We start from the raw sequence: 26,663 nt of genomic DNA, 5'->3' as shown, positions 1-26,663 counted from the left end.
GCACCGTTCAGCCGGCCATGGCGCGGGACCGGTCCGCCCCGTCCCGACGGGACCGCAAGGCCGTCCGGTAGCGGGCGAGATAGCCCTCCACCATGGCGTCCAGGCCGAAACGGGCGCGGGCCGCGGCGCGGCAGGCGTCGGGGTCGATGAAGCGCGCGCCCTGCATCGCCTCCGCCATGCAGTCCACGTCCGGCACCAGGAATCCCGTGACCCCCTCCGTCACCACCTCCGGGAGGGCGCCGCGCGGGAAGGCCACCACGGGCGTGCCGCAGGCCATCGCCTCGATGGCGACAAGCGAACTCGTCTCATCGCACAGGCTGGGCACGGCCACGCACTGGGCCAGCGACAGAAGGTGCCGTTTGGCCCGGAAGCCCAGCGGACCCAGCCAGCGGTGCGGCCGCACCAGACGCGGCCGCAGCACATCGTCGAAGTAGCGCCGGTGCGCCTCATAGGCATAGACCTGCCCGGCCAGCAGCAGCGGCATCCGGGCCAGGGTCGCGGCCCCGAGCGCGTGCTCGAAGCCCTTCTCCGGGCAGATTCGGCCCAGGGCGGCGGCGACCGGGCGCCGGCGGGTGACGCGCCCGAACGCCTCCACCGGCACGCCGTTCAGCACCGGGGGCAGCAGGGCCGCGGTCCCGCCCGGGCAGGCGCGCGCCTGTGTCTCGGAGACGGGCACCAGCCAGGTGTCCGGCCGCTCCAGCCGCCAGAGCAGATCGGGATACCAGTTGGGCGGCAGGTGAAGGGTGAGCAGCGCAGGCACGCCCGGCGGCGGCAGATAGGCCATGGCGTCCACGCCGTGCAGGTGGACGAGATCGACGGGATGGCGGTCGAGCACGTCCCGGATCGCCTCGCGCATCCGCGCCTGGGCGCGCTGTCGGGCCGCCTCGTCCAGCACGCCCGTCTCGGCCGGGATCGTCCGCAGCTCGCCGGCGACGGTCGAGCCCTCGCAGGCGATCACCAGCGAGCGGTGGCCGCGTTCGACCAGACCGTGGTCGAGCCAGGCCAGGATCTGTTCCGCCCCGCCCACGGCGTCTGCACTCACGGGGGCCAGCGGGTAAGCGACCTGCAACACGGTCAGCGCCATGGCGGAGCCTCCAGTTCCAGCGCGCCGATCGCCCCGGCCGCCAAGGCACGCCAGCCCGCACCGTCCAGCCCGCCCCAGCGGAAGTTCTCGTACCAGGGCGGCCCCTCGTGGGGCGGGCTCAGGAAGTCGTAGGCGGGTGCGGGACGCACCCGTTCGCAGCCGAGGTGGAACTGCGCCAGGACCGCCTGCTGGGTGTGGTGGCATGCGAGAAGGCGTCTCTTCAGGATGCGCGCCTGTTCGTCCAGAGGCAATTCCACCTCCGGACAGTCCGGCCGCCATAGGAAGCGGTTGGTCACCAGATTGCCGTCCGGCCCGGCGTGATAGCTTGCCATCTCCAGAACGGCCGGGGCCGGCCGGCCCTGGCGCGCCAGCAGCCGCGCCGCCGCGTGGACGGCGAAGCAGGCGGCGTCGTGGTCGGGGTGTCCGCCCTCGTAGGGGTGGGTGATGGCGAGCGCCACGCCCTGGGCGTCGAACAGGTCGGCCAGCCGGCGCGCCAGCCCCGTCATGACATGGCTGGCCTCCTGATCGGCCACGCCCAGGCCGACCAGACGCACCGGAGGGATGCCGGCCACGGCCATGGCCGTCTCCAGCTCCTCCCGCCGGGCGGCGGCATAGTCCTCGCGGCTGGCGAAACCGTGCTCGCGGGCGTCGCGCATGTCGGCGGGGGCGCCGTCGGTGACATGGACGATGCGCAGGCCGGCCAGCCGCGGAAGCTGCGCCCCCAGCCCCACCGTCTCGTCGTCGGGGTGGGCGGCGACCAGGGCGATACGGCGGGCATCCAGGACCGTCACCTCCGGCCGGCGCAGCTCCCGCAGGAACGCCTCCACGAACGGCGTGCCGCGCGCCGGTCCCCGCAGCGCCCGACCGAGCGGACCGGGTCCGCCGGGGCTCACGCCCCGGCCGGCGCCAGCCGCTGGTCGGCCCGCGCCGCTCCCGCCTGGCCGGAATAGCGGCGGGTCATCTCCACGCAGAACTGCGCGAACTCCTCCGCCGCCTGCGGCGGGCTCGTGTGGTGCGGCTGGACCCCCTTGTGCTCGGGTGTGAAGCAGTAGGTGACGGTGACGTCGAAATCCCGCAACGCCTCCATCTGCCGGTCGAACCAGTCCAGCGCGCCGGGACGGTAGTAGTCGGCCCAGGAGAGGCCGGTGCGCAGATAGGTGACGCCGAGGTCCTTCATCAGTCGCACGGCATCGTCCAGCCGGTGGTCCTGGAAATGGAACCACTGGCAGAACCCCATCTCCGGGGTGTAGCGGGCGAAGTCGTGGAAGGCGCGCTTGGGCGTTCCGTCCTCGCGCACCAGCCCCATGTAGAAGTGGCGGTAGTAGCTGGACCCCTCCGCTTCGCGGTGGCGGGTCGTGGCCGGCCACGCCTTGGGCAGGTCGAACAGGCTGTACCAGTGGATGCGGGGAACGCGGCCGATCAGCAGGTCGGCCGTGCGGTGCAGGCCGAACTCCTGCACCTCCTCCGCCCCGAAGGTGGAGATGCCGACCTCCGACACCCAGAGATCCTTGGAGGTGACCTGCCGGATCTCCTCCAGCTTGTCCGGCCACTCGTGGATCTGCCAGTGGTTCCAGTCCAGCGGAAAGCCGTGGACCGCGACCGCGTCCACCTCGTCCAGCACGCCGCGGCCCTGCATGTTGCGCAGGAAGCCGGGATCAATGGGGGAGATGCCGCCCAGGACCCGCGGCACGCCGGGGCACGCCTCGCGCAGGGCCTGCCCGGTCAGCCGCGCCATCCCGGCGAACAGCGCCCAGTCGCTGTCGAGCTCGATGTCCCAGTGGGACTTGTTGTTCGGCTCGTTCCAGATCATGACGCTGTCGAGCATGCGTCCTCCCCTCCCTGTGAATCGGTGCGGCCGACGTCAACCGGGGCGCGGGCCGGATAGGCCGCCATCTCGCCCGGCGGCCGGGGGCCGCGGCGGCAGACGAAGACCTCCTGTTCCGGGTTGCCCAGGATCTCGAAGCCCGCACTCCTCAGCATGGCCTCGGCGCAGGCCCTGTTGGGAACCCACCAGTTGGTATGGTCGTCGGCGTAGCGCCGCTCTATGAAGTGCAGCCGCGGATAGCCCGGCCGGTCGAAGGCTGCCGTCTCCGCGAAGGGGTAGTTCTCCGCCACCGGCTCGATCTCGGGGCTGCCGCGCTGCATGGACTGGAAGACCAGCAGGTCGCCCGCGACGTGCTCATGGATCAGGTCCAGCGCCAGCAGCGGGTGGCGCAGGTGGTAGAGAACCCCCATGAACAGCACGAGGTCGAAGCGGCGGCCCAGCCGCGCCACGTCGTAGACGGACAGCTCGCGGAACTCGATGTCGCGCAGACCCAGAACCTCGGCGGCGAAGCGGGCCTGCCCCAGGTAACGGGGATCGCTGTCGATGCCCAGGACATGCGCGGCGCCCCGGCGCTTCATCTCGATGGCGTAGAAGCCGGCGTTGCAGCCGATGTCCAGCACGCTGCGCCCGCGCAGGTCGGCCGGCAGGGCGTCCGCGAAGGAGCGCCACTTGACCGCCGGATAGTCGCCCAGGAAGTGCTCCGGCGCCGTCCGCACCCCGCGCAGGTCCATGTTGTGGAACCAGGGCCCCAGCGCCTCGGCGTGGCGGCGGATAGCATCCGCATCCGCCGGCCCCGCCCGGTCCGTCACATCCGTCATTCCGCCTCCGTCCGTTCGCGCGGTGGCAGACCTGAGCCCCGTCCGTCGCCCTGCCCGGCCAGCAGGCCGATGGCGGCCCGGTAACCGTGGACGGTGCCGACATCGACATACGCCTCCCCGGCTCTGACCCCCAGGGCGCGGCCGCCGCGGGCGATCCAGGCATTGACCAGGGTGCCGACATACTCGTCGCGGCGGTCGCGCTCCCGCCAGAGCTGGTGCAGCTCCCGGAAGACCCGGCCCGGCATCCTGAACGCCCCCCAGATCCAGCGGCTGGCGGCGTCGGCGCGCTTCACCTGGATCTCCTGCACCACGCCCTCCGGGGTCAGCACCACGGCATCGAACAGCTCCGGCCTGTCCACCGGAAACAGCAGGAACGAGAGATCGTCCTCCGGCAGTGCGCGCAGGGCATGTTCGGGGAACCAGACCGTGTCCGGCAGGCCGACGATCACCGGCTCGTCCGGACCGACCAGCGGCAGCGCCCGGAACAGGGCATCGCAGAGCCCGCCCGGACGCGGCTGCACGACATAGGCGATGGCGGCGGTGCCGTAGCTGCCGCCGTAATATTCCAGGATGTCGGACTTGCCGGGGGAGATCACCATGCAGAGCTTGTCCGCCCCGCCCAGCACCATGCGTTCCAGCAGATACTCGCTGACCGCCCGCGGCCGCTCCGTCTCCCCGTCCAGGCGGCTGCCGACGGGCAGCAGCTCCTTGGAGAAGGCCAGCGGCTGGATGCGCGTGCCGTTTCCCGCGGCCGGTACGATGCCCCACATCGGCGCCTCCCCCTTCTCGATCCGTCAGAGAACGGCCCGCGCCGGGCGGCGGGCCTGCTCCAGGTGGGCCAGAAGGTCGGCCGCCCGGCGGTCGGCCGTGTGCTCGGCCAGCACGCGCTCCCGCGCGGCAGCGGCGATGCGGTCCAGGTCGGCGTTGTCACGCTCGATGGCCGCCACCGCCTCCTCCGTCGTGCCGGCGACCAGGATCTCCCGCCCCGGCGTGAAGAAGGCGTCCAGCCCCTCCCAGCGGTCCGAGAGGATGGGCGTGCCGCAGGCGGCCGCCTCGAACAGCCGGCCCGAGGGGCACCAGCCCATGGCGGCCATGGCGGCGCGCGTCACGTTCAGCGTCAGGCGGGAGGCGCTGAAGAAGGCCGGGTGCTCCGGCGGCGGCAGGTGGCGGACGAACCAGATGTTCTCCGTCCAGGGAAAGTCCGCCGGGTACTGCGCCCCGCCGATCACGAAACGGCGCCGCGGCAGGCGGCGCGCCGGCTCGACCAGCAGAATCTCCAGCGCCCGCTGCCGGTCGGCGGCGTAGGTCCCCAGGTAGGAGAGGTCGGCGCGGTACTGCGGCTGCGGCGGCACCGGCCGGTGGACGGCCGGATCGACATGGCCGTAGAGCGGCGCCACCCGTTCCGCGCCCAGCCGGGTCCGCAGCGCGTCCAGGGCACGGCCGCCGGTGTAGCTCAGCACCAGGTCGAAGCCGCGCAGCCCGTGCGGACCGATGTAACCCAGCGGTTCGCCGGCTTCCAGCCGGGCCAGCGTCACCGGGGTGTCCAGGTCGTAGAACACCCTCACGCCCCGTCCCTCCTCCAGCACCAGGTCGTTGGCGGCGATGCCGTCGGGGCAGTAGCTGGTGACCATGGCGGCGTCGGCCCCCTCCAGCGCCGCGCGGGCCTGCGGCAGCGCCTCGGCCCAGTCGCGGTAGAGCACCAGCGCGCCGCCGGGGATGTCGTGGCAGTCGCGGGTCTCCGCGTACCAGTCCTGGTCACGCTCGAAGAAGGTGACGCGGTGGCCGGCCCGGGCCAGGGCGGCGCAGAGACCACGCCAGAGCGTGGCGTGCCCGTTCCCCCAGGAGGATGAGATGGTTAGCCCGAAGACGACCAGCCTCATACGCCCGCCCCCGGCCGCAGCGTCTCGTTGACCGACAGGACCCGCGGTCCCCAGGGGGACAGTTCCACCCGGCTGACCGAGGCGGGATCGACCTCCAGCCGGTGCGCGAGGTCCAGCGGAATGCCCAGCCAGAAGGCGAGCACGGCGCGGATCGGATCGCCGTGGGAGACGAGCGCGACGGTGCCGTCGGGCCGGCGTGCGCGCACCCCCTCCAGGTGCCGCAGCATCCGCCCCTGGACCTCCAGCATCGTTTCACCTCCGGGCGGCCGGGAGCCGGTGCGCCAGGCGTTCCAGGAGCGCCAGCCGGGATCGGGCTCAAGGGCGTCAAAGTCCTTGCCGGTCCAGGCGCCGAAGTCGATCTCGTCGAGGTCCGCCGCCGTCTCCACCGCCAGCCCGTGGCGGTCGGCGATCATCGCGGCGGTGGACCGGGTGCGCAGGCGGGGGCTGGCCTGCACCGCCGCCAGCGGCTCTCCCGCCAGCCGCTCGGCCAGCGCGGCGGCCAGCGGTGTCCCCTCGTCGGACAGGGGCACATCGGTGCGGCCGACCAGCGTCCGCCCCTGTTGAGCGTGCGGCGCGTGCCGGACCAGCAGGAACCGGGTCATGCCACCCCGCCGGTCCCGGGGTCCCTGCCGTCGATGAAGTCGCGCGTGCGCTGCCGCGCCTCCGCGTCGGTACACTGGTGCGGCGGCGACTTCATGAAATAGCTGCTGGGTCCGTCGAGCGCCCCGCCGATGCCGCGGTCCAGCGCCAGCTTGGCGCAGCGCACCGCATCGATCACCACGCCGGCGGAATTGGGGCTGTCCCAGACCTCCAGCTTCAGCTCCAGGTTCAGGGGAACGTCGCCGAAGCCGGTCCCCTCCATCCGGATGTAGCACCATTTCCGATCGGTCAGCCACGGCACGAAGTCGCTCGGCCCGACATGGGCGTCGTCGTTCGCCAACGGACGGTCGAGCTGGCTGACCACCGACTGGGTCTTCGACTGCTTCTTGGATTCCAGCCGCTCCCGCTCCAGCATGTTCAGGAAATCGGCGTTGCCCCCGAAATTGAGCTGGTAGGTCCGGTCCAGCCGGACGCCGCGCTCGCGGAACAGGTTGGCGAGCATGCGGTGGACGATGGTGGCGCCGACCTGGGACTTGATGTCGTCGCCGATCAGGGGCAGCCCCGCCTCCTCGAAGCGGCGGCGCCACTCCGGCCGGCTGGCGATGAAGACCGGGATGCAGTTGACGAAGGCGCAGCCGGCCTTCAGCGCCTGTTCGGCATAGTATTCCGTCGCCCGCTGCGATCCGACCGGCAGGTAGGAGACCAGGACGTCCGTGCCGGTGTCGCGCAGCACCGCGGCGACGTCCACGGGCGGCGCCTCGGACTCCGGCACGCGGTCGCGCAGGTAGCTGCCCAGCCCGTCCAGCGTCGGGCCGCGGCGGACCGGCACGTCCAGCCGGGGCACCTCGGCGAAACGCCGGGTGTTGTTCGGCGGGGCGACCATCGCCTCCGACAGGTCGAGACCGACCTTGGCGTGGGCGACGTCGAAGGCCGCCGCGACCTCCACATCCCCGACATGATAGCCGCCCAGGCGGACATTCATCAGGCCGGGCACGGCGTCGTTGTCCCCGGCGCCCCGGTAGAACGCGATGCCCTGGATCAGCGACGAAGCGCAGTTGCCCACCCCCGCCAGCGCGATCCGGACCCTGGGTTCCGCCTTGACCGCCCGTGCCACCACGATCCGCTCCGCCCCGTCCCGCAGGGGCGCGACCGGCCGCGCCCCACCTGCCCTGGGCTCAACGACCACCGGCCCCGCTTGTTCCCACTTACGTTCGTTCGGGGCAGTGCCGGCCACAGCGGCCGGACGGGGGGTCAGGCGCCGGAGCGTCGGTCGTCGCTGGCCCGGAGCGGCAGGAAGGGCAGGCCCGCCATCTCCATGGCCCGGTCGATCTCCTCCTCGCTCTTGCCGTCGAAGAGCTGCATCAGCAGTTCGTCCACCGCATGCTCCTCGATATGGCCGCACTCGGCATGGACGCGGGCCAGCACGGCAAGCTGGAAGGCGCGCCGGTCCGCTTCCCCACCCTCGTAGCCCGTCTCCCGCACGACCTTCAGGGCGGAGCGGAAGGGTGGCGTCAGGTGCGAGTGGATCTGCGCCCGCTCGAACAGCGAGCGGAGCCCCAGCGGCCCGTCGTCGGCCAGCAGGATGCCGGCATTGGCGACGGCGATCCCGGCGCGCACCGCCATGCCGGCCGTGAACAGCGCCAGATCGCCGGCGCACAGCGCCCGGAACAGCAGGGTCGGTGTAAGGCGGCCGTTGACATGCAGGTGCCGGGCCAGCAGCTCGACATCCGTGCCGTCGCGCGTCAGCGGCGCCAGCAGGAGCATGGTCGCGGCCTCGCGCCCGCGCCCGACCAGTTCCGCCACCACCGACGGGGGCACCTGGTAGCGTTCGACCAGGGTCCGGCGCAGATCCTCCGAAACACGGTGGATCAGCTTCTCCACTACCGTCGGCGGCAGGTCCGGCCGGTCGGCCAGGGGGTCCGCCACCATCGCCACATCGCCGTAGCGGTCCGCCACCCGTTCCAGGGTCGGGGTGGGGATTTCCGCCCCGTCGTTGCGCAGCAGCGTCCCGATGGCGGGCAGGGTCGCCGTCTCCACGATGGCGTCGGCCACGACGGGGGAGACCCGGGCGCGACCGGCGATGGCGACATGCTTCTCCGCATCCCGGCCGCTCAGCACCTCCAGCAGGAAGTCGTCCGCCAGCCTGGCGAAGCGCAGCACCGGAAAAGCCACACGGCCGACATCCGCCGCCAGGGTGCGCGCCAGATCGTCGGTCAGGACCGGGCTGTTGTGGATCTGCCAGGCCACGGCCTCGCGCACGGCCACCTCGGCATCGCGGGCGAAGCGCAGCAGCACCTCGCGCGCCAGTTCCGCCTCCCGCGGTTCCAGCCGGTCCTCGGACAGTTCCACGACGACCTTGGACATGGTGTCGATCCGCGCCTGGGCCGAGCGGTCGGCCAGCAGCTTCCTGACGTCACCGGCGGACAGGGCGCGCGTGCCCGGGCGGGGCGTCTCGGCGGTCGGGGTTCTGCTCATGGCGATCGGCTCCGGGGTTGCGGACCGTGCGGCGGAACGGGTCGGGTCAGGTCAGGTCAGGTCAGGTCGATGACCCCGCCCATGGAATAACCCGTCCATTATCATTGATATTTTCGTTTAAAATTTTCAAAAACTTCAGAAAAACAAAGAGCAGGATGAAGATTCATTCGCAAAATACCAAGCCCGTATCTTGAATTCCAGATTCATCCGGGTGGAATGCAACGGCATCTCTGTTCCGGGACATCTCCGTTCCCGTATCACCTCTTCCCGTTCAGGTCAGGCACAGCCCCTACAGCAGGCGCACGTCGGCGCTGCCGCGTTCCGCATCGGCACACAGGGGAACGGGATGAAACCGGCAGGTCCGGGGATCAGCGCCCGGCGCCGCTGGCGTAGCCGGCGAGGACGGGCCGCAGCGGCTCCAGATCGTAGCCGGCGCGGGCCGCGCGGGCGGTCACCTCGTCCGGCGTGAAGCGACCGTCCCGTGTCGCCGCCATGGCCCAGAGATGGGTGGAGCGGGTGCCGGTACGGCAGTGCAGCAGCACGGGTCCCTCCACCGCGGCGAGGGCGCGCGCGAAGGCGTCCACCACGGCCGGTCCCATGGTCCGGGCATCCACCGGAACATAGGCGTAGGCGAGACCGTGCCGCGCCGCGGCCGTGGCCGCCCGCTCATGGTCGAGCTGGCCCGGCTCCTCACCGTCGGGACGGTTGTTGATGATCGCCTTGAAGCCCTGCCGGGCAGCCTCGGCGATGTCATCCTCGCTGATCTGCGGGGCGGTGAAGACGGTGTCTTCCAACTGGCGGGCCTTGAGGTCCATCGCGTCGCCTCCGGACTGCGGATCGGACATCCAGGCTACTCCACAGCCCGGCCCCGCGCCAGGGGGCGGCCGGTCACCCGATCGGCCGGGGAGACCCCGCCCTCCTAGGAGGCCTGCTTCAGGGCCGGGGCCACATGGTCGGCGGCCCGGGCGCGCTGGCGCAGGGTCAGCAGCGTGTGCAGCAGACGCTCACACTCGGTCGGGCTGAGATCGGCCAGCAGCATGTCGTTCACGGACTGGCGCAGCGGCTGCAAGCGGCGCAGCACGGCCAGTCCCTGGCCGGTGACGGACAAGAGCTTGCGGCGACGGTCCTGCGGATCGTCGTCCTGACGGATCAGGCCCTTGCGGATCAGCTCGGTCACGGTGGCGCTGATGTGCGGGCGCGACAGGCCGCGCGCGGCCGCGATCTCCGACGAGAAGATGCTGCCGGTCATCTTCGTCTCGTCATGGAAATTGGCGTCGCCGGCGACGTTCAGGAGAACGGTCCACTGCGGCGCGGTAAGGCCGGCCTGTTCCAGGATGGCCTCGCTCTGCCGCGACAGGGCGTTCGCGACATCGACGAGGCACAGGGCGACGGCGTCCTCGGCCCTGAAGCGAAACAGGCTGTCCGGCATGGGGTGACTCACCTGAAGGAGAGAAAACGACCTGTAACGATCCTGCATGGGGCAGGACCCGGCGACATTGACCTTGATCAATAAAGGTTGGGACGGCGAAAGGTCGTTCGGCCGCATCAGGGCCGCCGCATCACGCCGGCCCGGAACGCCCCTTGCCCCCGCCTGTTCGCCCTTCCGGAGAACGATGACGGGGGCCGCCGGCCATGAGCAAGCGCACCATCCTGGGCCGCGAGGTCGAAACCGACGTGCCGACGCGGGACGACGGCAGCGTCGTCGAGCCGCCCGGCGGCTTCTACAGCGACGATCCCCCCGGCGGTCCGCAGGAGGCGGGCCAGGATACCCTGGCCCGGATCGCCGCGGCCCTGGAGGGGATCGGGACGGAACTCGCGGAAGTGCGTAAGGTGCTGGAACGGTCCGCCGGAACCGCCGCGCCCGCAGCGCCGGCCGAGTCCCCGGCAGACCGGACCGGATGACCCGATCACGGACGGCGCATGTTCCAGCTCACCTTCCTCGGCACCGGGGCGACCGTGCCCTCGGCCCGGCGCGGCCTCTCCGCCCTTCTGGTGGAGCATGAGACCGACCGCTTCCTGGTGGATTGCGGCGAGGGCACCCTGCGGCAGATCCGCCAGGGCGGCGTCGGCGTCCGCCGGCTGGACAGGATCCTGCTGACCCACGGTCATCTGGACCACATCCTCGGCCTCGCCTCCCTGGTCGGGACACTCGATCTCTGGGATCAGGCCGACAGGCTGACGCTCTACGGCTCGGAGGAGGCGCTGCACATCGCCCGGGTCCTGCTGGATCAGGTGGTCTGGCCCGACGACCATCCCGGGCTGGACGTGATCTACGCCACCCTGAAGCCGGGCCGCTTCTGCGAGACCGGCGGGGTCGCCGTCACTGCCTTTCCGGTGTGCCATCACGAGACGCAGAGCTTCGGCTTCCGCTTCGAGGAGACGGAGCACCGGCCGCTGGACGGCGCCCGGCTGGACGCGCTGGGCGTTCCGGAGGGGCGCGAACGGCATGAGCTGGCCCATGCCGGCGCCGTGACGCTGGCGGATGGCCGGACCGTCCGGCGGGAGGACGCGCTGGGCCCGGCCGAGCGGGGGACCAGTCTGGCCGTGGTGGGCGACTGTGGCGACGCCGACGCCCTGGTGGAGTCGGTGCGCGGGGTGGACCTGCTGGTGATCGAGGCGACCTACCGCACCGCCGACGAGGCGACGGCGCGCAGCCGCAGCCACCTGACGGTAGCGGATGCCTGCCGGCTGGCGCAGGCAGCCGGTGTCGGCCGGCTGGTGCTGACGCACCAGTCCGACCGCTACGACCCGGCCGAAGTGGAGGCGGAAGCCCGCGCCCGCTTCGAGCCGGTCATGGTGGCGAAGGACTTCGACCGGGTGGAGGTGCGACCGGCCGTCCGCTCGTGACGGCCGACCGATCCCCTGCCCCTGCGGACCCCGCCCGTGCGGGCGTCAGGCCCCGATCGCCGTCCCGGCGGGCACCACGTCGCCGAGATGCGCCAGACCCGGATGGGTCAGCCGGCCCTCGAACACGTTGAGGCCGTTCAGCAGGTGGACATCGTCCGTCAGCGCCGTGCGCCAGCCCTTGTCCGCCAGCGCCAGCACGAAGGGCGCCGTGGCGTTGTTCAGCGCGAAGGTGCTGGTGCGGGCGACAGCACCGGGCATGTTGGCGACGCAGTAGTGGATCACGCCGTCAACCACATAGGTCGGGTTGTCGTGGGTGGTGGCGTGCGAGGTCTCGAAGCAGCCGCCCTGATCGATGGCGACGTCCACCAGCACGGAGCCGGGCTTCATCCGCCGCACCATCTCACGGCTGACGACCTTGGGGGCCGAGGCGCCGGGCACCAGCACCGCACCGATCACGAGATCGGCCTCCAGCACCGCCTGCTCCACCGTCTCGTCGTTGGAATAGACGGTGTTCAGACGGCGGCCGAACTGCATGTCGAGCTGGCGCAGCCGGTCCAGCGACTTGTCCAGCACCGTGACATAGGCTTCCAGCCCGATGGCCATGCGGGCGGCATTGGTGCCGACGACGCCGCCGCCGATGACGGCGACCTTGGCCGGCGGGGTGCCGGGCACGCCACCCAGCAGGATGCCGATGCCGCCGTAGCTCTTCTCCAGGCAGTGGGCACCGGCCTGGATGGACATGCGGCCGGCGACCTCGCTCATCGGCGCCAGCAGCGGCAGGCCGCCGTTGCGGTCGGTCACCGTCTCATAGGCGATGCAGACGGCGCCGGACTGCTGCAACAGCCGGGTCTGCTCCGGATCGGGGGCGAGATGCAGGTAGGTGAACAGGATCTGGCCGGGGCGCAGCATGCAGCATTCGTGCGGCTGCGGCTCCTTGACCTTCACGATCATCTCGGCGCGGGCGAAGATCTCCTGCGGCTCGTCCACCAGGGTGGCCCCGGCCGCGGTGTACAGCTCGTCGGTCAGGCCGATGGCGGTGCCGGCGCCGCGCTGGACGATGACCTGATGGCCGTGCGCCACGAGCTGGCGCACATTGCCCGGGGTCAGGCCGACCCGGTACTCGTGATTCTTGATCTCCTTCGGCACGCCGACGAGCATGACATCCTCCCTGTCCGGAACGGTCGCGGATGATAGTCGGGCCGGGGCCGGAATGTCCTTGCAAAGGGGGGCAACGGCGTGGCTCCTATCCGCAGGATCGTGCGCGCAACGCTGTCCGGCGCGCAGATCCTTCGGCCCCTGATGCTGCAATGCGCAAGATCGACCTCGACACGATGGATCGCCGCATCCTGGACACCGTCCAGGCGGACGGACGGATCAGCAACGCCGACCTCGCCGACCGGGTCGGCCTCTCGCCCTCGGCCTGCCACCGGCGTCTGCGCCGGCTGGAGGAGGAGGGCGTGGTGGAAGGCTATGTCGCGCTGCTGAACGGCGGCGTGCTGGGCCGCGGCATGTCCGTCTTCGTCTCGATCACGCTGGACCGGCAGCAGGAACAGGACCTCGCCGCGTTCGAGGCGAAGGTCCGGGAATGCCCCGAGGTGATGGAGTGCTACCTGATGGCGGGCGACAGCGACTATCTGCTGCGCGTGCTGGTGCAGGACGGCGCCGATTATGAGCGGCTGCACACCCAGATGCTGACCCGCCTGCCCGGTGTGGCGCGGGTGCGCTCCAGCTTCACCCTGCGCACGGTCGCCAAGCGCACGGCGATCCCGACGGATTAGGCCGCGCGCAGCAGCCGCTCGGCCAGGACAAGGTCGGCGGCCTTGTCCACGTCCACCGCCGCCTCCCCCCAGGGCATCTCGACGAAGGCGCCGCGCACCCCGGACATCCTCTCCAGCCGGGCCAGCGCCGCCGTCGAGGAGAGCCGGCCCAGGGCGAAACGGGCGACGGCGACGGGACCGAGCAGGCCGATCAGCTTCAGCGGATTCTTGCGCTCCGTCTCCACCGTCCGCCACAGCTCGGCCACGCGGGCCGACGCCGGGGTGCGGAAGGCGAACAGGTTGCAGCCCGAATAGGCCGCGTCGGAGAAGCGGATCCAGGTCCGCTGCGTCTCCGGCACGGCGGCCAGCACCGTCTCCGAGCGGGCGAGCCCGACGGCCACGTCGGCATCGGGGGGCAGGTGCGTCCAGAAATGCGAAACCCAGTCCGGGCGCAGCAGCGGATGGTCGCCCGTCGTCACCAGCAGCGGGGTGCCCAGGCGTTCCAGCGCCTCCCCCACCGTGCGGGCGGGCGACGGTGCCGTGGGCAGCAGCTCCAGCCGTCCGCTGTCGGCCAGGGCAGCCAGCTCCGGCTCCGCCCGCACGACGCCGGCATCCTCGATCGCCACGGCGATGCGCCCGACGAAGGGCACCGCCAGCAGCGTGCGGACGACGCGGACCAGCATGGGAATTCCCGCCACCGGGGCCATCGCCTTGTGGCTGACACCGGCGGCCAGCGCCACCGGATCGCCCGGCCCACGGGAGCCGGCGAGCACCAGGGCCGTCACCCGGCCGGGGTCCGGCAGTGTCGCAGTGTCGCTCACAGCGGCTTTCCATAGATGCGGTAGGTCTTGTAGATACGGGCGTTGATGTTCTCCAGCATCCGCCGCATGGGGCCGTTCTCCTCCAGGATCCAGCCCAGCTCGAAGGTCTGGACACCCCGCTTCAGGCAGGATCTGCGGCAGGCGTCGATCAGCAGCCAGGAGAACTGGCCACCCGAGAGCCCCTTGGCGAACTTGCGCTTGACGCCCATCAGCGGCACCCGGGCCGTCTTCAGGCCGCGCACCTTCAGCCGCCACAGCAGCTTGGCCCAGCCGAAGGGCAGCAGCTTTCCGTCCAGGTCCGCGATGGCCTCGTTCAGGTTGGGCAGGACGACGATGAAGGCCGCGGGCTCCCCTCCGATCTCGATGAACCAGACGAGGTCCTTCTCGATCAGCGGGCGGATCGAGCTGGCGAGATAATCGGTGTCCGTGGGGGTCAGCGGCGCGAAACCCCAGTTGTCGAACCAGGCCTCGTTGAAGATCTCCGTCAGCGACCGGATCTCTTCCAGGAAGCGGGACATGTCCACAGGGCGCAGCACGGTGCCGGGCGGCAGCGGCCGGTCCAGCATGCGCCGGACCGCCTTCGGAAACTCGTCACGGATGTCGTAGTAGTAGGCGTAGACGTCCTTCTCCTTGCCGTAGCCCAGCGCTTCCAGCCGCGGGGCGACATAAGGGAAGTCGTGCGCCATCAGCAGCATCGGCGGCGTGTCGAAGCCATCGACCAAGAGGCCCATCTGCTCGTTGATGGACAGGTCGAACGGTCCCATGACATAGGTCATGCCGTGCCGGCGCAGCCAGTCCTCGGCCGCGGCGGTCAGCGCGGCGAAGATGGCCGGGTCGTCCTCCCCGTCGATCAGGCCGAAATGGCCGACCCCGTCCGGCCGCAGCGACAGGCGCTGGCGGTCCACCTGTGCGCTGATGCGACCGACATCCCGCCCGTTCCGCACGGCCAGGAAGAAGGCGACCTCGGCGTACTGGAAGAACGGGTTCTTCTTCGGGTCCAGCGTCTCCCGCCGTTCCAGCAGCAGCGGCGGAACCCAGTGCGCGTGGCCGGCGTGCAGCCGGTACGGCAGGCGGATGAAGCGGTCCATCTCGGCCGGCGTCGTCACCGGCACGATCTCCACCCCGGCCCCGGCGGGCTCCAGCAGTTCTGCCGCGCTCACAGGCAAGCCCTCCCGCCGGCCGGCGTCTCGCCACCGCGCCGGCCCGCCCCCTCCGGCCGGTCGCGCGGCGGTGCGCCGGTCAGCTCCATGACCCAGGGATAGCGCCTCGCTTCCTCCAGGTCGTAGCCCAGGTTGAAGACGTGCCGCGAGCGTGGCCGCTGCCGCGCCTCCGCATAGTAGGTGCCGAACAGCCTGTCGGGCAGGAAGCTCACGATGCCGTAATTCCCGTCTTCATCATGGAAATGGTGGGCCAGATGGAGCTGCTTGATCCGCGCCACCCAGGCCCAGCGGGGTTTGTAGTTCAGATGCTGGATGCAGTGGAAGAACTCGTAGACGCAGGTGGTGACCAGCCCCGTCGCCAGCGCCGCCGCCGCCCCGGCCCGACCGTCGATGGCCCAGCCGACCGGCAGCGTCACCAGGGCGATGGTGGGCAGCGTGTTGGCGAGACTGCCGAACAGCACCTCCAGCCGGTGCGGGTCCTGATGATGGTCGAAATGGATGCGCTTCCACAGCGCCGCCGTCCAGGGCATCCGGTAGAGCCAGCGACCGTGCAGGATGAAGCGGTGGATCACGTACCACGCCAGCGGATAGACGGCGGACGCCACCAGGACGGTCAGCACAAGGGCGGCCGGGTCGCCGGCCCAGGCGAGGGCCAGCCCGGCGCTGAGCAGCGCCAGGGCCGTGTAGACCTGGATCGCCGGATAGGTCCAGTAGGCGACCGTGAGATCCCGCAGCGTCATCCGCCCGAGATCGTAGCTCCGCCCCCGCCAGGCTTCGCCCCACATGCGCGATCTCCTGTTCCTCCACCGAGCCGCCGGGAAGGTAGGACCGCCGGCGGACGGCATCAAGCGACCGCCGTCACACCAGGGCCGTGGAAAGGCGCCTGCCTGCCCGGATGCGTGCCTACCCCTCCACATGCACCAGGATGGCACCGCCCACCGCGGCGAAGAAGACCGTCGGCGCCCAGGCGGCGATGACGGCCGGCATGGCACCCGCCTCCCCCAGCGCCGCCAGCATGCCGTCCGCCAGCAGGTAGGTCAGCCCGATGCCGATCCCCAGGGCCATGCTGCCGCCCACGGCTCCGCTGCGGCGCATGCCGTGCGCCACCGGCGCCGCCAGCAGCACCATGATCAGCGTGGCGAGCGGCCCGGCATAGGTTTCGTGCAGGCGCGTCTCGTAATAGGCAGGACTCTGCCGGCCGGCCCAGTCGCCGCGCAGGATGCTGCGCAGCCGCAGCAGCGGGATGTTCTCCGTCGGCTGCAACACCTCGACCACGTTGGCGGGATGCAGCCGCACCGGCCAGGGCGCCCGCGCGAACGGCTCGGCCTTGAAATCGCCCCGGGTCAGGTCGAGCCGGGTGCCGTCCAGCAGGGTCCAGTTCCCGTCACCGTAGACGGCCGCCGCGGCCCGGGTCCGTTCCGTCACGCGGCCCTGGTCGTCGCGGGGATAGAGGCTGACCTGCTCCAGCCGGGCGCCGCGCTCAAGCACCCGTTCGGCGGCGACGATGGTGTTCCCGACCCGCAGCCAGAGCTTCTTCTCCGCCAGGGGAAGGTCGTCGTCCGTCGGCGGCTCGGTCTCCGCCCACCAGGTGAGGAAGGCGCGTTCCGCCCGTGGCGCGATCTGGTCGGAGAGGATCAGATGGAAGACGGCGATGGCGACGGCCGCCGGCATCAATGTCGCCAGCAACTGGTAGGGCGTCAGCCCGGCCGACCGCATGGCGACGATCTCGTTGTTCTGGACCAGCCCGTAGAGCGTCGTCAGCGAGCCGACCAGCACCGCCAGCGGCACCAGCCGCTCGACGATGGAGGGCAGCCGCAGCAGCGCGTAGGTGCCGAGATCCCCCAGAGCGCCCCCCCGCTCCAGCACGCGGCTGGCGGCATCCAGCAGGTCCAGAAGCTGGAGCAGCGCCGTCAGCGCCACCAGCACGGCAAGGCTGCGCACCAGGAACTGGCGCGACAGATAGCGGGCGAGGGTTCCGGTCATGGCCGCTCCTTGCGGCGACGGGGCAGCAGCCGGATGACGCCGTGCAGCACGGCATCAAGGCGGTCGAAGGCATGGGCGAACGGGTTCTCGCCCGGCCGGTCCTGGGTACGGTAGAACAGCCAGCCGCAGAGCAGCGCGAAGACGACGAACGGAACCCAGATCCCCAGGGCGGCGGGCACGCGCCCGATGTCGGCCAGGCTTTCGCCCATCTGGATGGAATGGTGGTAGAGGACGAGGATCGCCGCGGCCAGGGCGATGCCCAGCCCGCGCCGCGCCCGCTTGGCCGCCATGCCCATCGGCAGGGCCAGCAGCGGCATCAACGGCAGCGACACCGCCCGCACCAGCCGGGCATGGAACTCGGCCTCCAGCGTGCCGCGCGGGACCAGGGTGATGGGCTGGTGCATCTCCTGCCACAGCTCGACCAGGGTCAGCTCGCGCTCGCTGCCGCCGCGCGGGCGGAAGGGCGGCGCCTCCAGCGTGAATTCGCGGTCCAGCGTCAGGCGGCCGAAGCGCACCACCTCCACGGTGGCGTCCGGCCGGGTCCGCACCTGCACGCCGTTGTCGAGCGTCAGCAGAATGCGCTTGCGGTCGTCGCTGACGCCCAGCCGGCCGGATTCGGCCGTCGTCACCCATTCCTCCCCGTCGCGGAGCTGCTGCACGAAGACCCGCTCCAGGTTGCGGCCGGTGGGATCGACCATGTCGGCCGTGATCGTCACCCCCTGCCCCGCATCGACGAAGGCTGACTGGGGCACGGTCGCGTCCCAGGCGGCGTTGACGACGGCGTAGTGGATCGCCTGATAGGCGTAGCGGCTGTAGGGCTGGATGAACCCGAACAGAAGCACGCTGAACACCATCAGCCCCGTCCCCAGCCAGAGGAAGGGCCGGGTGATCCGCGGCACGGACAGGCCGCTGGACTGGAGCGCGTCCAGCTCGTTCTCGTCCCCGAACCTGGCGACGACGACGAACATGCTGATGAAGAAGGCGGCGGGCAGGGCGAGGCCGAGATAGTGCGGCACCAGATTGGCCGCCATGCGCAGCACGAGCTGGAACGGCCCGCCATGGTTCGCCAGCAGGTCGAACAGGCGCAGGATGCGCTCCAGCAACAGGGCCAGCATGACGACGACCAGCGACAGGGCCAGCGGCTTCGCCGTCTCGGTCAGGATGTAGCGGTCGATCAGCCGGGTCCCGAAGGGAATCCGGGTCCGGTCCATTCCCGCGGCGCTGTTGGCGACCTCGGTCACGCGCCGGTTCCCGTCGCCTCGGCATCCCAGGCGGCGCGCAACCGGGCGATCAGCCGGTCCAGCACGGCCGGATCGGGATCGACGGCGTCGCCCAGGGCGGGCGGCCCCGGCCAGCCGGCATCGGGGAACGTCACCCCTTCGAACGCCCGCGAGCCCTCATAGCGGGGGATGACATGGAAATGCACGTCGGGGTCCACCATCATCAGCATCAGATGGTTGATGCGTTCATAGCCCACGACCTCGCGCAACACCGCCTCCACCCGGGCCACCACCGGCTGCAGGCCGGCGAAGGCATCCACGCCGAGCTGGCCGAACGCGGTCGCCGGCTGCCGGGCCGCCACGACCAGCGATCCCAGCGTCGGCTGCTTCGGGCGCACCAGCACCGCCCAGTGCGGTGTCTCCGCCACCAGCGTGCGCGGATAGCCGAACTTCGTCATGGTCGCGGTGGGAACGGCGGACATCTGGGAATCCCTGCACGGCGGAGTGACGGCGGGCACAGCGCCTCGGCGATGGGCGCGTACTCTAGTGATGGAAGGCCGCGGGCGCAAACCGTCACTGGCCCGCGCCCCGGCGGTTCTTCCGGCTTCCTGTCAGGCGGCGCGATCTGCCACCCCTCCCCCCGCCGCGCCTGTCTGCGCGGGCATCAGCAGGTCGTAATGGCCCAGGGTCCCGAAGGCTCCCGCCGACGCCTCCCAGCCGCGCACCGTGACCGCGGTGCGCCAGCCGTCGGGCGTGCGCCGGACCTCGACCAGGGACCAGCGCGCCGCATCGTAGCGGCCATGGGCGACGGCGGACGCGCTGGGGGCGGTCAGCGACGGAATCGGCCCGAGCGGTCCCGGCAGCGCCGCGAAACGGGCGCAGTGGGCATGCCCGTGCAGCACCAGCTCGGCCCCGGCGCGGGCCAGCACCGCGCGCACGGCGGCCCGGTCGGTCAGCGCCTTGCGGGCACGGACGGTCCCGTCGGCCAGGGGGTGGTGCAGCAGCACGACCCTGTAGCGCCCGGCGGCGCCCTGCTCTTGCAGCAGCGCCTCCAGCCGCCGGAGCTGGGTCTGGCCGACGCGGCCGGTGGCCAGCAGGGGCGCGGTCGGCACGGCCGAGCTGAGGCCGATGAAGGCGACGGCGCCGCGCACCCGCAGCGACGGGAACAGCCCCTCCCCGCCGGCGGTGCCGTCCGGCCCCGTGCCGGGATCGCCCCGCATCCACGGTTCCCAAAGCCCCAGGCCCCGCACCCAGGGAACGGGCACCAGGGCATCGTGATTGCCGGGGACGAGCGTCAGATCCCGCGGGGCCGCGGTGGCCTCCAGCCAGACCCGGGCACGCTCGAACTCCGCCGGCAGGGAGATGTTCGCAAGGTCCCCCGTGCAGACGAGGTGGTCCGGCTTCCGGGCGCGGATATCGTCAAGCAGCGCGGCCAGTACCTCCGGCCGGTGGATGCGGTGCCGGCGGCGGCGCCAGGACAGATACCCGAACAGCCGCTTGGACAGCAGTGCCGTCCAGCCCGGGCCGGCCGGCGGCAGTGGCAGGTGCGGATCGGTGAAATGCGCGAAACGAAGGGCAAACATGCAACACCCGCTGAAGAAATCCGTCACATCACCGCCAAATCAGGCGTTGCGGCCAGTCGGTGCGTAGGCAGCGCCCGCCCGAACAGCTATCTAACCCGAAACATTGCGTTAAGAAGCATTGATGACAATGACTGATTCCCTGACCGACACTGTGACGAGCGGCGCTGCGACCTCCGCTGCGGACACCCCCGATGCCTCGCCTGGGGAGAGCCAGGCCATCGAGAACCGGACCGTCCCGGCCCTGCCACAGGCAGCGATCATCGGCGACAGCCCGGCCGACATCTGGGGCATGTCCTCCGTCGAGCGCCTCCGCCGCCAGCTCGTGCGGGCCGGCGTGACCGCCGTGCGCTCCTGGTCGGAGGCCCCCGATCCGGGAACGGCCCCGCAGATCCTGCTGCGCGCCGACTTCGTCTTCGACGAGGTGCTGGTGCGCGATCTGGTCCGCGCGCCGGGCACGCTGCTGCTCGATCCGGTCTCGGGTGAGGCGGTGGCCGCCCATGTCGATGCCGAGAACGCCCCGGCCGTGGCTTTAGTCCTTCTCTCCGGGCAGGCCTTGCCGGAAGGGCAGTTCCCGGCCCTGCGCACCGTCCGGCCGGGGGAGCTGTCCTCCGACTACAACAATGCCCTGCGCAAGAAGGAGCCGCCCTTCCTGCTGCGGCTGACGCCGGAGACGGTCCCCGCCATCGAGCGGCGGACCTTCGACGGCTCCTACAAGGGCGTCACCGATCTGGTGACCAAGTATGTCTGGCCGCGCCCGGCCCAGGCCGCCACCAAATGGTGCGCCCTGAACGCGGTGACGCCGAACCAGGTGACGACCGCGTCGGCCGCGCTGGTGGTGCTGGCGTTCCTCTCGTTCTGGATGGGCTGGTTCGTGATCGGCCTGCTGTTCGCCTGGGGGATGACCTTCCTCGACACGGTGGACGGCAAGCTGGCGCGGGTGACGCTGACCTCGTCCAAGTGGGGCAACGTCTTCGACCACGGCATCGACCTCGTGCATCCGCCCTTCTGGTGGTGGGCCTGGGTCGTCGGGCTGGGAGCCGCCGGCATGCCGCTGGGGAACGAGCCGCTGGTGCTGGCCATCCTCGTCGGCGGCTACGTGGCGCAGCGCCTCCAGGAGGGTCTGTTCCTTGCCCTGTTCAAGATCGAGATCCACATCTGGCGCCGCTTCGACAGCCAGTTCCGGCTGGTCACGGCGCGGCGCAACCCGAACCTGCTGCTGCTGACGGCCTTCACCCTCTTCGGCCGCCCGGACCTGGGCATGCTGGCCGTGACCGTCTGGACGGCGGCGAGCTTCCTGGTCCACACGGCGCAGATCCTCCAGGCCTTCGAGGCGAAGCGGCACGGTCCGGTACGGTCCTGGCTGGCCCCATGATCCGCCTGGGCCTGATCCGCAATCCGAGGAGTCAGCGCAACCGCTCCAGCCACGGCGACATGGCCGGGCGGGCGGCGGAGATGCTGGGCCTGTTCTATGCCGAGCCCGCCACCCCGGCCGAGTTGACGGAGGTGCTGGCCGACTTCGCCCGGAACGAGGTCGGCATCATCGTCGTGGACGGCGGCGACGGCACGGTGCGGGAGGTCCTGACCGCCCTGCCCGAAGCCTATGGTGACCAGCAGCCCATGCTGTCCATCCTGGCCTCGGGCAAGACCAACCTGATCGCCGCCGATGTCGGCACCACCGGCCACGGCACGCGCGCCTTCTGCCGGCTGGTGGAGGAGGCCCGGCGCGGCTATCTGGGCAGCCATATCCAGCGCCGCCCGGTCCTGGAGGCAACCTGGGCCGACGGCTCGCGGCCGCCGGTGCGCGGCATGTTCATGGGCACCGCCGCCTTCACCCGCGGCACGGCCCTGGCGCAGGAGAAGGTTCATTCCCGCGGTCTGTACCAGGGTCCGGCGGTGGCGCTGACCATCGCCGGCGCCCTGGCGCGGGCCCTGCGCGGCAAGGACGGCTGGCTGGACGGGGAGCCGATGAACGTCGTCGTGGACGGCTCGAACGGGCCGGAGGCGAACCGCTTCCTCTTCCTGGCGACGACGCTGCACCGGCTGGTGTTGGGGATCTGGCCCTTCTGGGGCGAGGGGCGGGAACCGATCCGCTATCTGGACATCTCCGCCCACCCGGAATCGCTGCACCGGGCGGTGGTGCCGCTGATGCGCGGCCGGCCCGAGCCCTTCATGCTGGCCGACGGCTACCGCAGCGGCGTGGCGGAGACGCTGACGCTGGGCATCCGGTCGCCCTTCGTCGTCGATGGCGAGATGTTCGATCCCGGCCCCGGCGGCACCGTGCATCTGTCCGCCGGCCGCAGCATGGACTTCGTGATCCCATGACACCGACCGCCCCGGCCACGCCGGCCGCCGGCGCTGCCGAGGCGCTGGTCGGAGCGATCGCGGCGGAACTGGCGGAGCCGGTCGCGCCGGCCGCCACCGCCCTGGCGCTGGATCTGGTCCGGCATGGGGGCGACAGCGTCGCCGCCGTCCTCTTCTACGGTTCCGTGCTGCGCACCGGCGACCTGGACGGGGTGCTGGACTTCTACGTGATCGTGGACAGCCTGAGCGGCTGGCACGGCCGGGGGACCTGGCAGGCGCTGGCGAACCGGCTGCTGCCGCCCAACGTCTTCTTCCATGAATCCGACTGGCAGGGCCGCACAGTGCGGGCCAAGGTGGCGGTGATGTCCCGCCGCCAGTTCGAGCGCGCGGTGCGGCCGGACAGCCTGGATACGACGATCTGGGCCCGCTTCGCCCAGCCGGTCCGCCTTGTCCATGCACGCGACGCCGACGCCGGGCGCTGGGCGGCGGGGGCCGTCGCGGCCGCCGTCGCCACCGCGGCCTGGTGGGCGGCGCGGCTGGGGCCGGAGAGCGGCCCCCCGGCCGGATACTGGGACGCCCTGTTCCGCCACACCTATGCCGCCGAGCTGCGGGTGGAGAAGGCCGACCGCGCCAGCGGCATCGTCGGCCATGCCGCCGACCGCTACGCCGCCCTGTTCCGCCCCGCCCTCGCCCTGGCCGGCACCGGCTTCGCCGGGTCCGGCGACGGCACCCTGCGCCCCGCCCTCGCCACGGGCGAGCGGGAGGCGGCCCGGCGGCGCTGGCAGCGGCGGCAGGTCGCCGGCAAGCTGCTGAACGTCGCGCGGCTGGTGAAGGCCGCCTTCACCTTCCGCAACGGGGTCGATTACATCGCCTGGAAGGTGGAGCGGCATTCCGGCGTGCGGCTGGCGCTGGCCCCCTGGCAGCGGCGCTGGCCGCTGCTGGCCGCGCCCGGCGTGCTCTGGTTCCTCTGGCGCCGCGGCGCCATCCGCTGACCCCGCCATGACCGGACCCGGTTCCATCGGCCACTACGTCGCGCACGCCGAGGCCTATGCCGAGGCGCTGCTGAGTCACGACACCAGCGACAGCCGCGCCCGCTTCCTGGCGCTGCTGCCCGCCCGGGCGGCGATCCTCGATCTCGGCTGCGGGCCGGGCCGCGATCTCCGGGCCTTCGCGGCAGCCGGCCACGCGGCGGTCGGGCTGGATGCCTGCCCGGCCCTGGCGGCACGCGCCCGGGCGGAAAGCGGCTGCGAGGTCTGGGAGCGGGACCTGCTGGCCCTGACCCTGCCGCCGGCGCGCTTCGACGGCATCTTCGCCCAGGCCGTGCTGATGCATGTGCCGACACCGCTGCTGGAGCCGCTGCTGGCGGAGCTGGCCCGCGCGCTGCGCCCGGCCGGCGTGCTCTACTGCTGCGATCCCACGGGCGACGGTCTGGAGGGCTGGGACGGCGACCGCTGGATGTCCTTCCGGCGGCCGCAGACGACGCGCCGGCTGCTGCACGGGGCGGGGTTCGCCCCGGTGGAGGAATGGCGCCGGCCGCCGGGCGTGCCGCGCCGCCGGCAGACCTGGCTGGCCGGTCTCTGGCGCCGGGCAGCCTGAGCGGGAAAGTCTGATCGGGAAAGCCTGAACGGAAAAGGGCGGGAGCCTGCGCCCCCGCCCTTCCCGGACCCTGCGAGATACCCGCGCCGTCACTCGGCGGCGGCATGCACCTTGGTGGCCGGCAGCAGCCCGAGGCTGCGGCCGATCTGGGCGAACAGGCCGATGGCCGTGTCGATCTGCTGGGGCGTGTGCGCCGCGCTGACGCTGGAGCGCAGCAGGGGGAGATTGTCCGGCGTGGCCGGCGGCAGCGCCAGATTCAGGTACAGGCCGCTGTCCAGCAGCATGTTCCAGAAGGCGATGGCGATCTCCCGGCTGGGCAGGGCGATGGAGACGATGGGGTTCGCCTCCGGCCCGACGCGGAAGCCCAGGCCCTTGAGCCCGTCGTACAGGCGACGGGCATTGGCCGTCAGCCGCAGGCGCAGGGCCGGTTCCTCCTGCATGCGGTGCAGCGCCTGCATGGTGGAGGCGATGACCGACGGCGGCAGCGAGGCCGTGAACATGTAGGGCCGGCAGGCGACGCGCAGGATGTCGAAGTCCGGCAGGTCGGAGACGCAGAAGCCGCCGACGGCGCCCAGGCTCTTGGAGAAGGTGCCGACGATGAAATCGACATCCTCTTCCACGCCCGCGGCCTCGGCCAGACCGCGCCCGTGCGCGCCGAGCACACCCATCGAGTGCGCCTCGTCCACCAGCAGGAAGGCGCCCGTCTCGCGCTTGACCTGGGCGATCTCCTTCAGGGGCGCGGTGTCGCCGAGCATCGAATAGATGCCCTCCACCACCACGAGCTTGTTGCCCGGATGCGTGGACAGACGGTTCAGCCGCTTGTAGAGATCGTCGGGGTCGTTGTGGCGGAAGCGCACGACCTGCGCCTGCCCCATCTTGCAGGCGTCATAGATGCTGGCGTGGCTGTCGGCGTCGATCACCAGGATGTCGTCCTTGCCCACCAGCGTGGACAGGATGCCCAGGTTCGCCTGATAGCCCGTCGTGAAGACCATGCAGTGCTGGCGCCCGTAGAAGCGGGCGAGGGCGGCCTCCAGATCGCGGTGGCCGGCATAGCTGCCATTCGCGATACGGGACCCGGTCGTGCCGGTCCCCTGCTCGACCACGGCCTCCACGGCCCTGTCGATGCAGCTCTGGTCGAAAGTCAGCCCCAGATAGTTGTTGGTCCCGAGCAGGATCGTGCGGCGGCCCCCGAGAATGCCCTCAGTCGGCGAAACGATCCGGTCGAACTGGACCGAGAAGGGATCGTGACCAAACTCTCTGAGCTTCTCGTAGGCCTCCCGCAGCGGTGCGAATTTCGCGAGTATGGTCATGTTCTAGTTGCCGCCCCGGAGTTCATTGATGGTTCTCGCAAGATCGCCCACGGTTTCCACTTCCGCGATCTTGTCGAGAGGGATTGAGACGTCGAACTTGTCTTCAAGAACCATGACGAAGTTCATCACCGCGAGCGAATCCAGCCCCAGATCGCGGGTGATGTTCGTTTCAGGGGTTATGACGACGCCCGGAGTCAGGTTTGGCCCGAGGGCACGGACAATCTCTTCAATGATGGCGTCGGTATCGGAGTTCATCTAGTCATGCCGTCAAGTTTGCAATGTGACCGCGGTCACTCCACCCGTGAACTCGCCGCATCAGAAATCGGTCACGTCGCCGTAAGGTAAGTGCAACGTCCGCTGATGCAAGCAGAAACCTGCCAGGGCGTTTCCCGTCCCGCGGAGAGCCGGGAAAATGATTGTAAATCAGCAACACCCCGCTAGATGACGGCCAGCCAGCCCCTCTCGCGGTACCACGCGGCGGTCGCCGCGAACCCTTCGACCAGCCCGAGTCGGGGGGACCACAGCCCCGGCGGGGGCATCCGGTCCGGCTGGACCGACCAGTCCTCGTGCAGGATCTCCCGGACCTTGCCCACCGTCAGCATGACCGGCCGGCCGGTGACCCGGGCGCGGAGGCTGCCCATACGGCCAAGGACGTGCAAGCCCGATTTCGGCAGGAGGATGCGCCTTGCGCGCCGACCTACCGCCGCCGCCGCCGCGTCCAGCAGGTCGTCCCAGCCGTAGCCGGCGGGCCGCGGATCGGCCAGTTCGAACGTGGTTCCGGCCGGTCCGCCGGGGCGGGCCAACGCCGCCACGGCGGCCGCCGCCTCCTCCACCTGGATCAGCGCCAGCCGCGCCGCCGGGCCGCCCAGGACGGGCACGACAGGCCCCGCCGCGGCCTTGAACAGGGCCAGCGTCTCCCGGTCCCAGGGGCCGTAGACCGCCGGCGGCCGGACGATGCACCAGTCCGCCGTCGCCGCCGCGGAGACGGCAGCCCCCTCCCCCGCCCGCTTGCTGGCGGCATAGGGGGAAAGCTCCGGCTCCCGCGCAGCAAGGCTGGAGACAACCACCAGGCGGGCGCCCGCGGCATGGCCGGCCAGCGCCGCCCCCACCCGGGCGGCCCCGCCCTCGTTGACGGCGAAGAACTCCCCGGCCGAGGCTGCCTTGATGAGCCCGGCCGCATGCACCACGGATGTCGCCCCGGAGACCAGCCGCGCCAGCGCCGGCGCACAGGCGAGGTCGCCCGGCACCACCTCCAGCGGGATGTCACGGAACAGCGGATGCACCGGGTCCTGACGCGCCAGGATGCGGACCCGGAAGCCCTGGCGGTGCAGCGCACGGACCAGGAACCTGCCCAGGAAGCCGGTGGCCCCGGTAACGGCGGCGACAGGAAGCGGGCCGTCCAT

The 26,663-nt window shown here is 71.3% G+C and carries 29 protein-coding genes; 7 read left to right on the top strand and 22 right to left on the bottom strand.

The window, feature by feature from the left end; genetic code table 11:
- Window positions 1-7 precede the first annotated feature (7 nt).
- The 11 genes from RC1_RS03675 to RC1_RS19830 all read right to left on the bottom strand — a co-directional run bounded on the left by RC1_RS03675 (window position 8) and on the right by RC1_RS19830 (window position 10,111).
- Complete coding sequence (locus tag RC1_RS03675) at window positions 8-1,084, bottom strand: glycosyltransferase (RefSeq protein WP_012565997.1); 1,077 nt, start codon at window positions 1,082-1,084, stop codon at window positions 8-10.
- Window positions 1,075-1,977: a PIG-L deacetylase family protein gene (locus RC1_RS21340; RefSeq protein ID WP_083759241.1), complete on the bottom strand. Its 903-nt coding sequence runs from the start codon at window positions 1,975-1,977 to the stop codon at window positions 1,075-1,077. The genes RC1_RS03675 and RC1_RS21340 overlap by 10 nt, the downstream gene beginning before the upstream one ends.
- Window positions 1,974-2,909, bottom strand: a complete 936-nt coding sequence (locus RC1_RS21335) for a beta-xylosidase (RefSeq protein WP_012565995.1) — start codon at window positions 2,907-2,909, stop codon at window positions 1,974-1,976. The genes RC1_RS21340 and RC1_RS21335 overlap by 4 nt, the downstream gene beginning before the upstream one ends.
- Window positions 2,891-3,727, bottom strand: a complete 837-nt coding sequence (locus tag RC1_RS03660) for a TIGR04290 family methyltransferase (RefSeq protein ID WP_012565994.1) — start codon at window positions 3,725-3,727, stop codon at window positions 2,891-2,893. The genes RC1_RS21335 and RC1_RS03660 overlap by 19 nt, the downstream gene beginning before the upstream one ends.
- Entirely contained in the window at window positions 3,724-4,497 is a 774-nt protein-coding gene (locus RC1_RS03655) for a sugar phosphate nucleotidyltransferase (RefSeq protein ID WP_012565993.1), read from the bottom strand. Before RC1_RS03655 ends, RC1_RS03660 begins: the two co-directional genes overlap by 4 nt.
- A 24-nt stretch (window positions 4,498-4,521) precedes the next feature.
- Window positions 4,522-5,607 (bottom strand): CgeB family protein, encoded by a 1,086-nt coding sequence (locus RC1_RS03650; RefSeq protein WP_012565992.1) that lies wholly within the window; start codon window positions 5,605-5,607, stop codon window positions 4,522-4,524.
- Window positions 5,604-6,209: a histidine phosphatase family protein gene (locus RC1_RS03645; protein WP_012565991.1), complete on the bottom strand. Its 606-nt coding sequence runs from the start codon at window positions 6,207-6,209 to the stop codon at window positions 5,604-5,606. Before RC1_RS03645 ends, RC1_RS03650 begins: the two co-directional genes overlap by 4 nt.
- On the bottom strand, window positions 6,206-7,393 hold the full coding sequence (locus RC1_RS03640) for an inositol-3-phosphate synthase (RefSeq protein WP_234703823.1): 1,188 nt from the start codon (window positions 7,391-7,393) through the stop codon (window positions 6,206-6,208). The genes RC1_RS03645 and RC1_RS03640 overlap by 4 nt, the downstream gene beginning before the upstream one ends.
- Before the next feature lie 65 nt (window positions 7,394-7,458).
- Entirely contained in the window at window positions 7,459-8,682 is a 1,224-nt protein-coding gene (locus tag RC1_RS03635; protein ID WP_012565989.1) for a DUF2336 domain-containing protein, read from the bottom strand.
- A gap of 368 nt (window positions 8,683-9,050) precedes the next feature.
- Complete coding sequence (locus RC1_RS03630) at window positions 9,051-9,527, bottom strand: protein tyrosine phosphatase family protein (RefSeq protein ID WP_012565988.1); 477 nt, start codon at window positions 9,525-9,527, stop codon at window positions 9,051-9,053.
- A gap of 74 nt (window positions 9,528-9,601) precedes the next feature.
- Window positions 9,602-10,111, bottom strand: a complete 510-nt coding sequence (locus tag RC1_RS19830) for a MarR family winged helix-turn-helix transcriptional regulator (RefSeq protein ID WP_012565987.1) — start codon at window positions 10,109-10,111, stop codon at window positions 9,602-9,604.
- A 203-nt stretch (window positions 10,112-10,314) separates the two neighbouring features.
- Here RC1_RS19830 and RC1_RS03620 point away from each other — a divergent pair, with 203 nt between their 5' ends.
- Window positions 10,315-10,584: a hypothetical protein gene (locus RC1_RS03620; RefSeq protein ID WP_012565986.1), complete on the top strand. Its 270-nt coding sequence runs from the start codon at window positions 10,315-10,317 to the stop codon at window positions 10,582-10,584.
- Between the two features lie 18 nt (window positions 10,585-10,602).
- A complete protein-coding gene (locus RC1_RS03615) occupies window positions 10,603-11,529 on the top strand; it encodes an MBL fold metallo-hydrolase (RefSeq protein WP_012565985.1) in 927 nt (308 codons plus the stop codon).
- Between the two features lie 45 nt (window positions 11,530-11,574).
- Here the strand turns inward: RC1_RS03615 and ald are convergent, their stop codons facing one another.
- On the bottom strand, window positions 11,575-12,687 hold the full coding sequence (gene ald / locus RC1_RS03610) for an alanine dehydrogenase (protein ID WP_012565984.1): 1,113 nt from the start codon (window positions 12,685-12,687) through the stop codon (window positions 11,575-11,577).
- A 149-nt stretch (window positions 12,688-12,836) separates the two neighbouring features.
- Here ald and RC1_RS03605 point away from each other — a divergent pair, with 149 nt between their 5' ends.
- The gene (locus RC1_RS03605) at window positions 12,837-13,307 is read left to right on the top strand and encodes an Lrp/AsnC family transcriptional regulator (RefSeq protein ID WP_012565983.1); all 471 of its coding nucleotides are present in this window, start codon (window positions 12,837-12,839) and stop codon (window positions 13,305-13,307) included.
- Here RC1_RS03605 and RC1_RS03600 read toward each other — a convergent pair.
- From RC1_RS03600 to RC1_RS03570, 7 genes are all read right to left on the bottom strand, one after another.
- Window positions 13,304-14,107, bottom strand: coding sequence for a nucleotidyltransferase family protein (locus tag RC1_RS03600; protein WP_012565982.1), 804 nt, complete (start codon window positions 14,105-14,107; stop codon window positions 13,304-13,306). The two genes, RC1_RS03605 and RC1_RS03600, sit on opposite strands and share 4 nt — an antisense overlap.
- The gene (locus RC1_RS03595) at window positions 14,104-15,267 is read right to left on the bottom strand and encodes a hypothetical protein (RefSeq protein WP_012565981.1); all 1,164 of its coding nucleotides are present in this window, start codon (window positions 15,265-15,267) and stop codon (window positions 14,104-14,106) included. Before RC1_RS03595 ends, RC1_RS03600 begins: the two co-directional genes overlap by 4 nt.
- Entirely contained in the window at window positions 15,264-16,052 is a 789-nt protein-coding gene (locus tag RC1_RS03590; RefSeq protein WP_041785116.1) for a sterol desaturase family protein, read from the bottom strand. The genes RC1_RS03595 and RC1_RS03590 overlap by 4 nt, the downstream gene beginning before the upstream one ends.
- 118 nt (window positions 16,053-16,170) lie before the next feature.
- A complete protein-coding gene (gene lptG, locus RC1_RS03585) occupies window positions 16,171-17,250 on the bottom strand; it encodes an LPS export ABC transporter permease LptG (RefSeq protein WP_012565979.1) in 1,080 nt (359 codons plus the stop codon).
- The gene (locus RC1_RS03580) at window positions 17,247-18,491 is read right to left on the bottom strand and encodes an LptF/LptG family permease (RefSeq protein WP_012565978.1); all 1,245 of its coding nucleotides are present in this window, start codon (window positions 18,489-18,491) and stop codon (window positions 17,247-17,249) included. Before RC1_RS03580 ends, lptG begins: the two co-directional genes overlap by 4 nt.
- Window positions 18,488-18,952: an HIT family protein gene (locus RC1_RS03575; protein WP_012565977.1), complete on the bottom strand. Its 465-nt coding sequence runs from the start codon at window positions 18,950-18,952 to the stop codon at window positions 18,488-18,490. Before RC1_RS03575 ends, RC1_RS03580 begins: the two co-directional genes overlap by 4 nt.
- Before the next feature lie 129 nt (window positions 18,953-19,081).
- Window positions 19,082-20,053 (bottom strand): metallophosphoesterase family protein, encoded by a 972-nt coding sequence (locus RC1_RS03570; protein WP_012565976.1) that lies wholly within the window; start codon window positions 20,051-20,053, stop codon window positions 19,082-19,084.
- A gap of 127 nt (window positions 20,054-20,180) precedes the next feature.
- Between RC1_RS03570 and RC1_RS03565 the strand changes: the two genes are divergently transcribed.
- The 4 genes from RC1_RS03565 to RC1_RS03550 are packed head-to-tail and all read left to right on the top strand — an operon-like array spanning window position 20,181 to window position 23,950.
- Window positions 20,181-21,425: a CDP-alcohol phosphatidyltransferase family protein gene (locus RC1_RS03565; protein ID WP_234703822.1), complete on the top strand. Its 1,245-nt coding sequence runs from the start codon at window positions 20,181-20,183 to the stop codon at window positions 21,423-21,425.
- Window positions 21,422-22,375 carry a diacylglycerol kinase family protein gene (locus RC1_RS03560; protein WP_012565973.1) on the top strand — a complete coding sequence of 318 codons (954 nt, stop codon included), beginning with the start codon at window positions 21,422-21,424 and terminating at the stop codon, window positions 22,373-22,375. Before RC1_RS03565 ends, RC1_RS03560 begins: the two co-directional genes overlap by 4 nt.
- A complete protein-coding gene (locus RC1_RS03555) occupies window positions 22,372-23,346 on the top strand; it encodes a hypothetical protein (RefSeq protein WP_012565972.1) in 975 nt (324 codons plus the stop codon). Before RC1_RS03560 ends, RC1_RS03555 begins: the two co-directional genes overlap by 4 nt.
- A gap of 7 nt (window positions 23,347-23,353) precedes the next feature.
- Complete coding sequence (locus RC1_RS03550) at window positions 23,354-23,950, top strand: class I SAM-dependent methyltransferase (RefSeq protein ID WP_012565971.1); 597 nt, start codon at window positions 23,354-23,356, stop codon at window positions 23,948-23,950.
- A gap of 89 nt (window positions 23,951-24,039) precedes the next feature.
- Here RC1_RS03550 and spt read toward each other — a convergent pair whose 3' ends face one another.
- The 3 genes from spt to RC1_RS03535 all read right to left on the bottom strand — a co-directional run bounded on the left by spt (window position 24,040) and on the right by RC1_RS03535 (window position 26,663).
- Window positions 24,040-25,260 carry a serine palmitoyltransferase gene (spt, locus tag RC1_RS03545; RefSeq protein ID WP_012565970.1) on the bottom strand — a complete coding sequence of 407 codons (1,221 nt, stop codon included), beginning with the start codon at window positions 25,258-25,260 and terminating at the stop codon, window positions 24,040-24,042.
- Between the two features lie 3 nt (window positions 25,261-25,263).
- Window positions 25,264-25,515 (bottom strand): acyl carrier protein, encoded by a 252-nt coding sequence (locus RC1_RS03540; protein ID WP_012565969.1) that lies wholly within the window; start codon window positions 25,513-25,515, stop codon window positions 25,264-25,266.
- Between the two features lie 182 nt (window positions 25,516-25,697).
- On the bottom strand, window positions 25,698-26,663 hold the full coding sequence (locus tag RC1_RS03535) for an NAD-dependent epimerase/dehydratase family protein (RefSeq protein WP_012565968.1): 966 nt from the start codon (window positions 26,661-26,663) through the stop codon (window positions 25,698-25,700).

It is taken from the genome of Rhodospirillum centenum SW (assembly GCF_000016185.1).
GTDB classification, from domain to species: domain Bacteria; phylum Pseudomonadota; class Alphaproteobacteria; order Azospirillales; family Azospirillaceae; genus Rhodocista; species Rhodocista centena.
This window is presented reverse-complemented; position numbering and strand designations above follow the sequence as displayed.

Bases quoted from the DNA above. Each gene is read 5' to 3' on its own strand.
- RC1_RS03555 (WP_012565972.1), top strand. From the start codon at position 22,372: ATGACACCGACCGCCCCGGCCACGCCGGCCGCCGGCGCTGCCGAGGCG.
- RC1_RS03560 (WP_012565973.1), top strand. From the start codon at position 21,422: ATGATCCGCCTGGGCCTGATCCGCAATCCGAGGAGTCAGCGCAACCGC.
- RC1_RS03575 (WP_012565977.1), bottom strand. From the start codon at position 18,952: ATGTCCGCCGTTCCCACCGCGACCATGACGAAGTTCGGCTATCCGCGC.
- lptG (WP_012565979.1), bottom strand. From the start codon at position 17,250: ATGACCGGAACCCTCGCCCGCTATCTGTCGCGCCAGTTCCTGGTGCGC.
- RC1_RS03660 (WP_012565994.1), bottom strand. From the start codon at position 3,727: ATGACGGATGTGACGGACCGGGCGGGGCCGGCGGATGCGGATGCTATC.
- RC1_RS03565 (WP_234703822.1), top strand. From the start codon at position 20,181: ATGACTGATTCCCTGACCGACACTGTGACGAGCGGCGCTGCGACCTCC.
- RC1_RS03550 (WP_012565971.1), top strand. From the start codon at position 23,354: ATGACCGGACCCGGTTCCATCGGCCACTACGTCGCGCACGCCGAGGCC.
- RC1_RS03650 (WP_012565992.1), bottom strand. From the start codon at position 5,607: ATGAGGCTGGTCGTCTTCGGGCTAACCATCTCATCCTCCTGGGGGAAC.
- RC1_RS03675 (WP_012565997.1), bottom strand. From the start codon at position 1,084: ATGGCGCTGACCGTGTTGCAGGTCGCTTACCCGCTGGCCCCCGTGAGT.
- RC1_RS03630 (WP_012565988.1), bottom strand. From the start codon at position 9,527: ATGTCCGATCCGCAGTCCGGAGGCGACGCGATGGACCTCAAGGCCCGC.
- ald (WP_012565984.1), bottom strand. From the start codon at position 12,687: ATGCTCGTCGGCGTGCCGAAGGAGATCAAGAATCACGAGTACCGGGTC.
- RC1_RS21335 (WP_012565995.1), bottom strand. From the start codon at position 2,909: ATGCTCGACAGCGTCATGATCTGGAACGAGCCGAACAACAAGTCCCAC.
- RC1_RS03635 (WP_012565989.1), bottom strand. From the start codon at position 8,682: ATGAGCAGAACCCCGACCGCCGAGACGCCCCGCCCGGGCACGCGCGCC.
- RC1_RS03540 (WP_012565969.1), bottom strand. From the start codon at position 25,515: ATGAACTCCGATACCGACGCCATCATTGAAGAGATTGTCCGTGCCCTC.
- RC1_RS03605 (WP_012565983.1), top strand. From the start codon at position 12,837: ATGCGCAAGATCGACCTCGACACGATGGATCGCCGCATCCTGGACACC.
- RC1_RS03590 (WP_041785116.1), bottom strand. From the start codon at position 16,052: ATGTGGGGCGAAGCCTGGCGGGGGCGGAGCTACGATCTCGGGCGGATG.
- RC1_RS19830 (WP_012565987.1), bottom strand. From the start codon at position 10,111: ATGCCGGACAGCCTGTTTCGCTTCAGGGCCGAGGACGCCGTCGCCCTG.
- RC1_RS03570 (WP_012565976.1), bottom strand. From the start codon at position 20,053: ATGTTTGCCCTTCGTTTCGCGCATTTCACCGATCCGCACCTGCCACTG.
- RC1_RS03620 (WP_012565986.1), top strand. From the start codon at position 10,315: ATGAGCAAGCGCACCATCCTGGGCCGCGAGGTCGAAACCGACGTGCCG.
- RC1_RS03645 (WP_012565991.1), bottom strand. From the start codon at position 6,209: ATGACCCGGTTCCTGCTGGTCCGGCACGCGCCGCACGCTCAACAGGGG.
- RC1_RS03655 (WP_012565993.1), bottom strand. From the start codon at position 4,497: ATGTGGGGCATCGTACCGGCCGCGGGAAACGGCACGCGCATCCAGCCG.
- RC1_RS03535 (WP_012565968.1), bottom strand. From the start codon at position 26,663: ATGGACGGCCCGCTTCCTGTCGCCGCCGTTACCGGGGCCACCGGCTTC.
- spt (WP_012565970.1), bottom strand. From the start codon at position 25,260: ATGACCATACTCGCGAAATTCGCACCGCTGCGGGAGGCCTACGAGAAG.
- RC1_RS03615 (WP_012565985.1), top strand. From the start codon at position 10,603: ATGTTCCAGCTCACCTTCCTCGGCACCGGGGCGACCGTGCCCTCGGCC.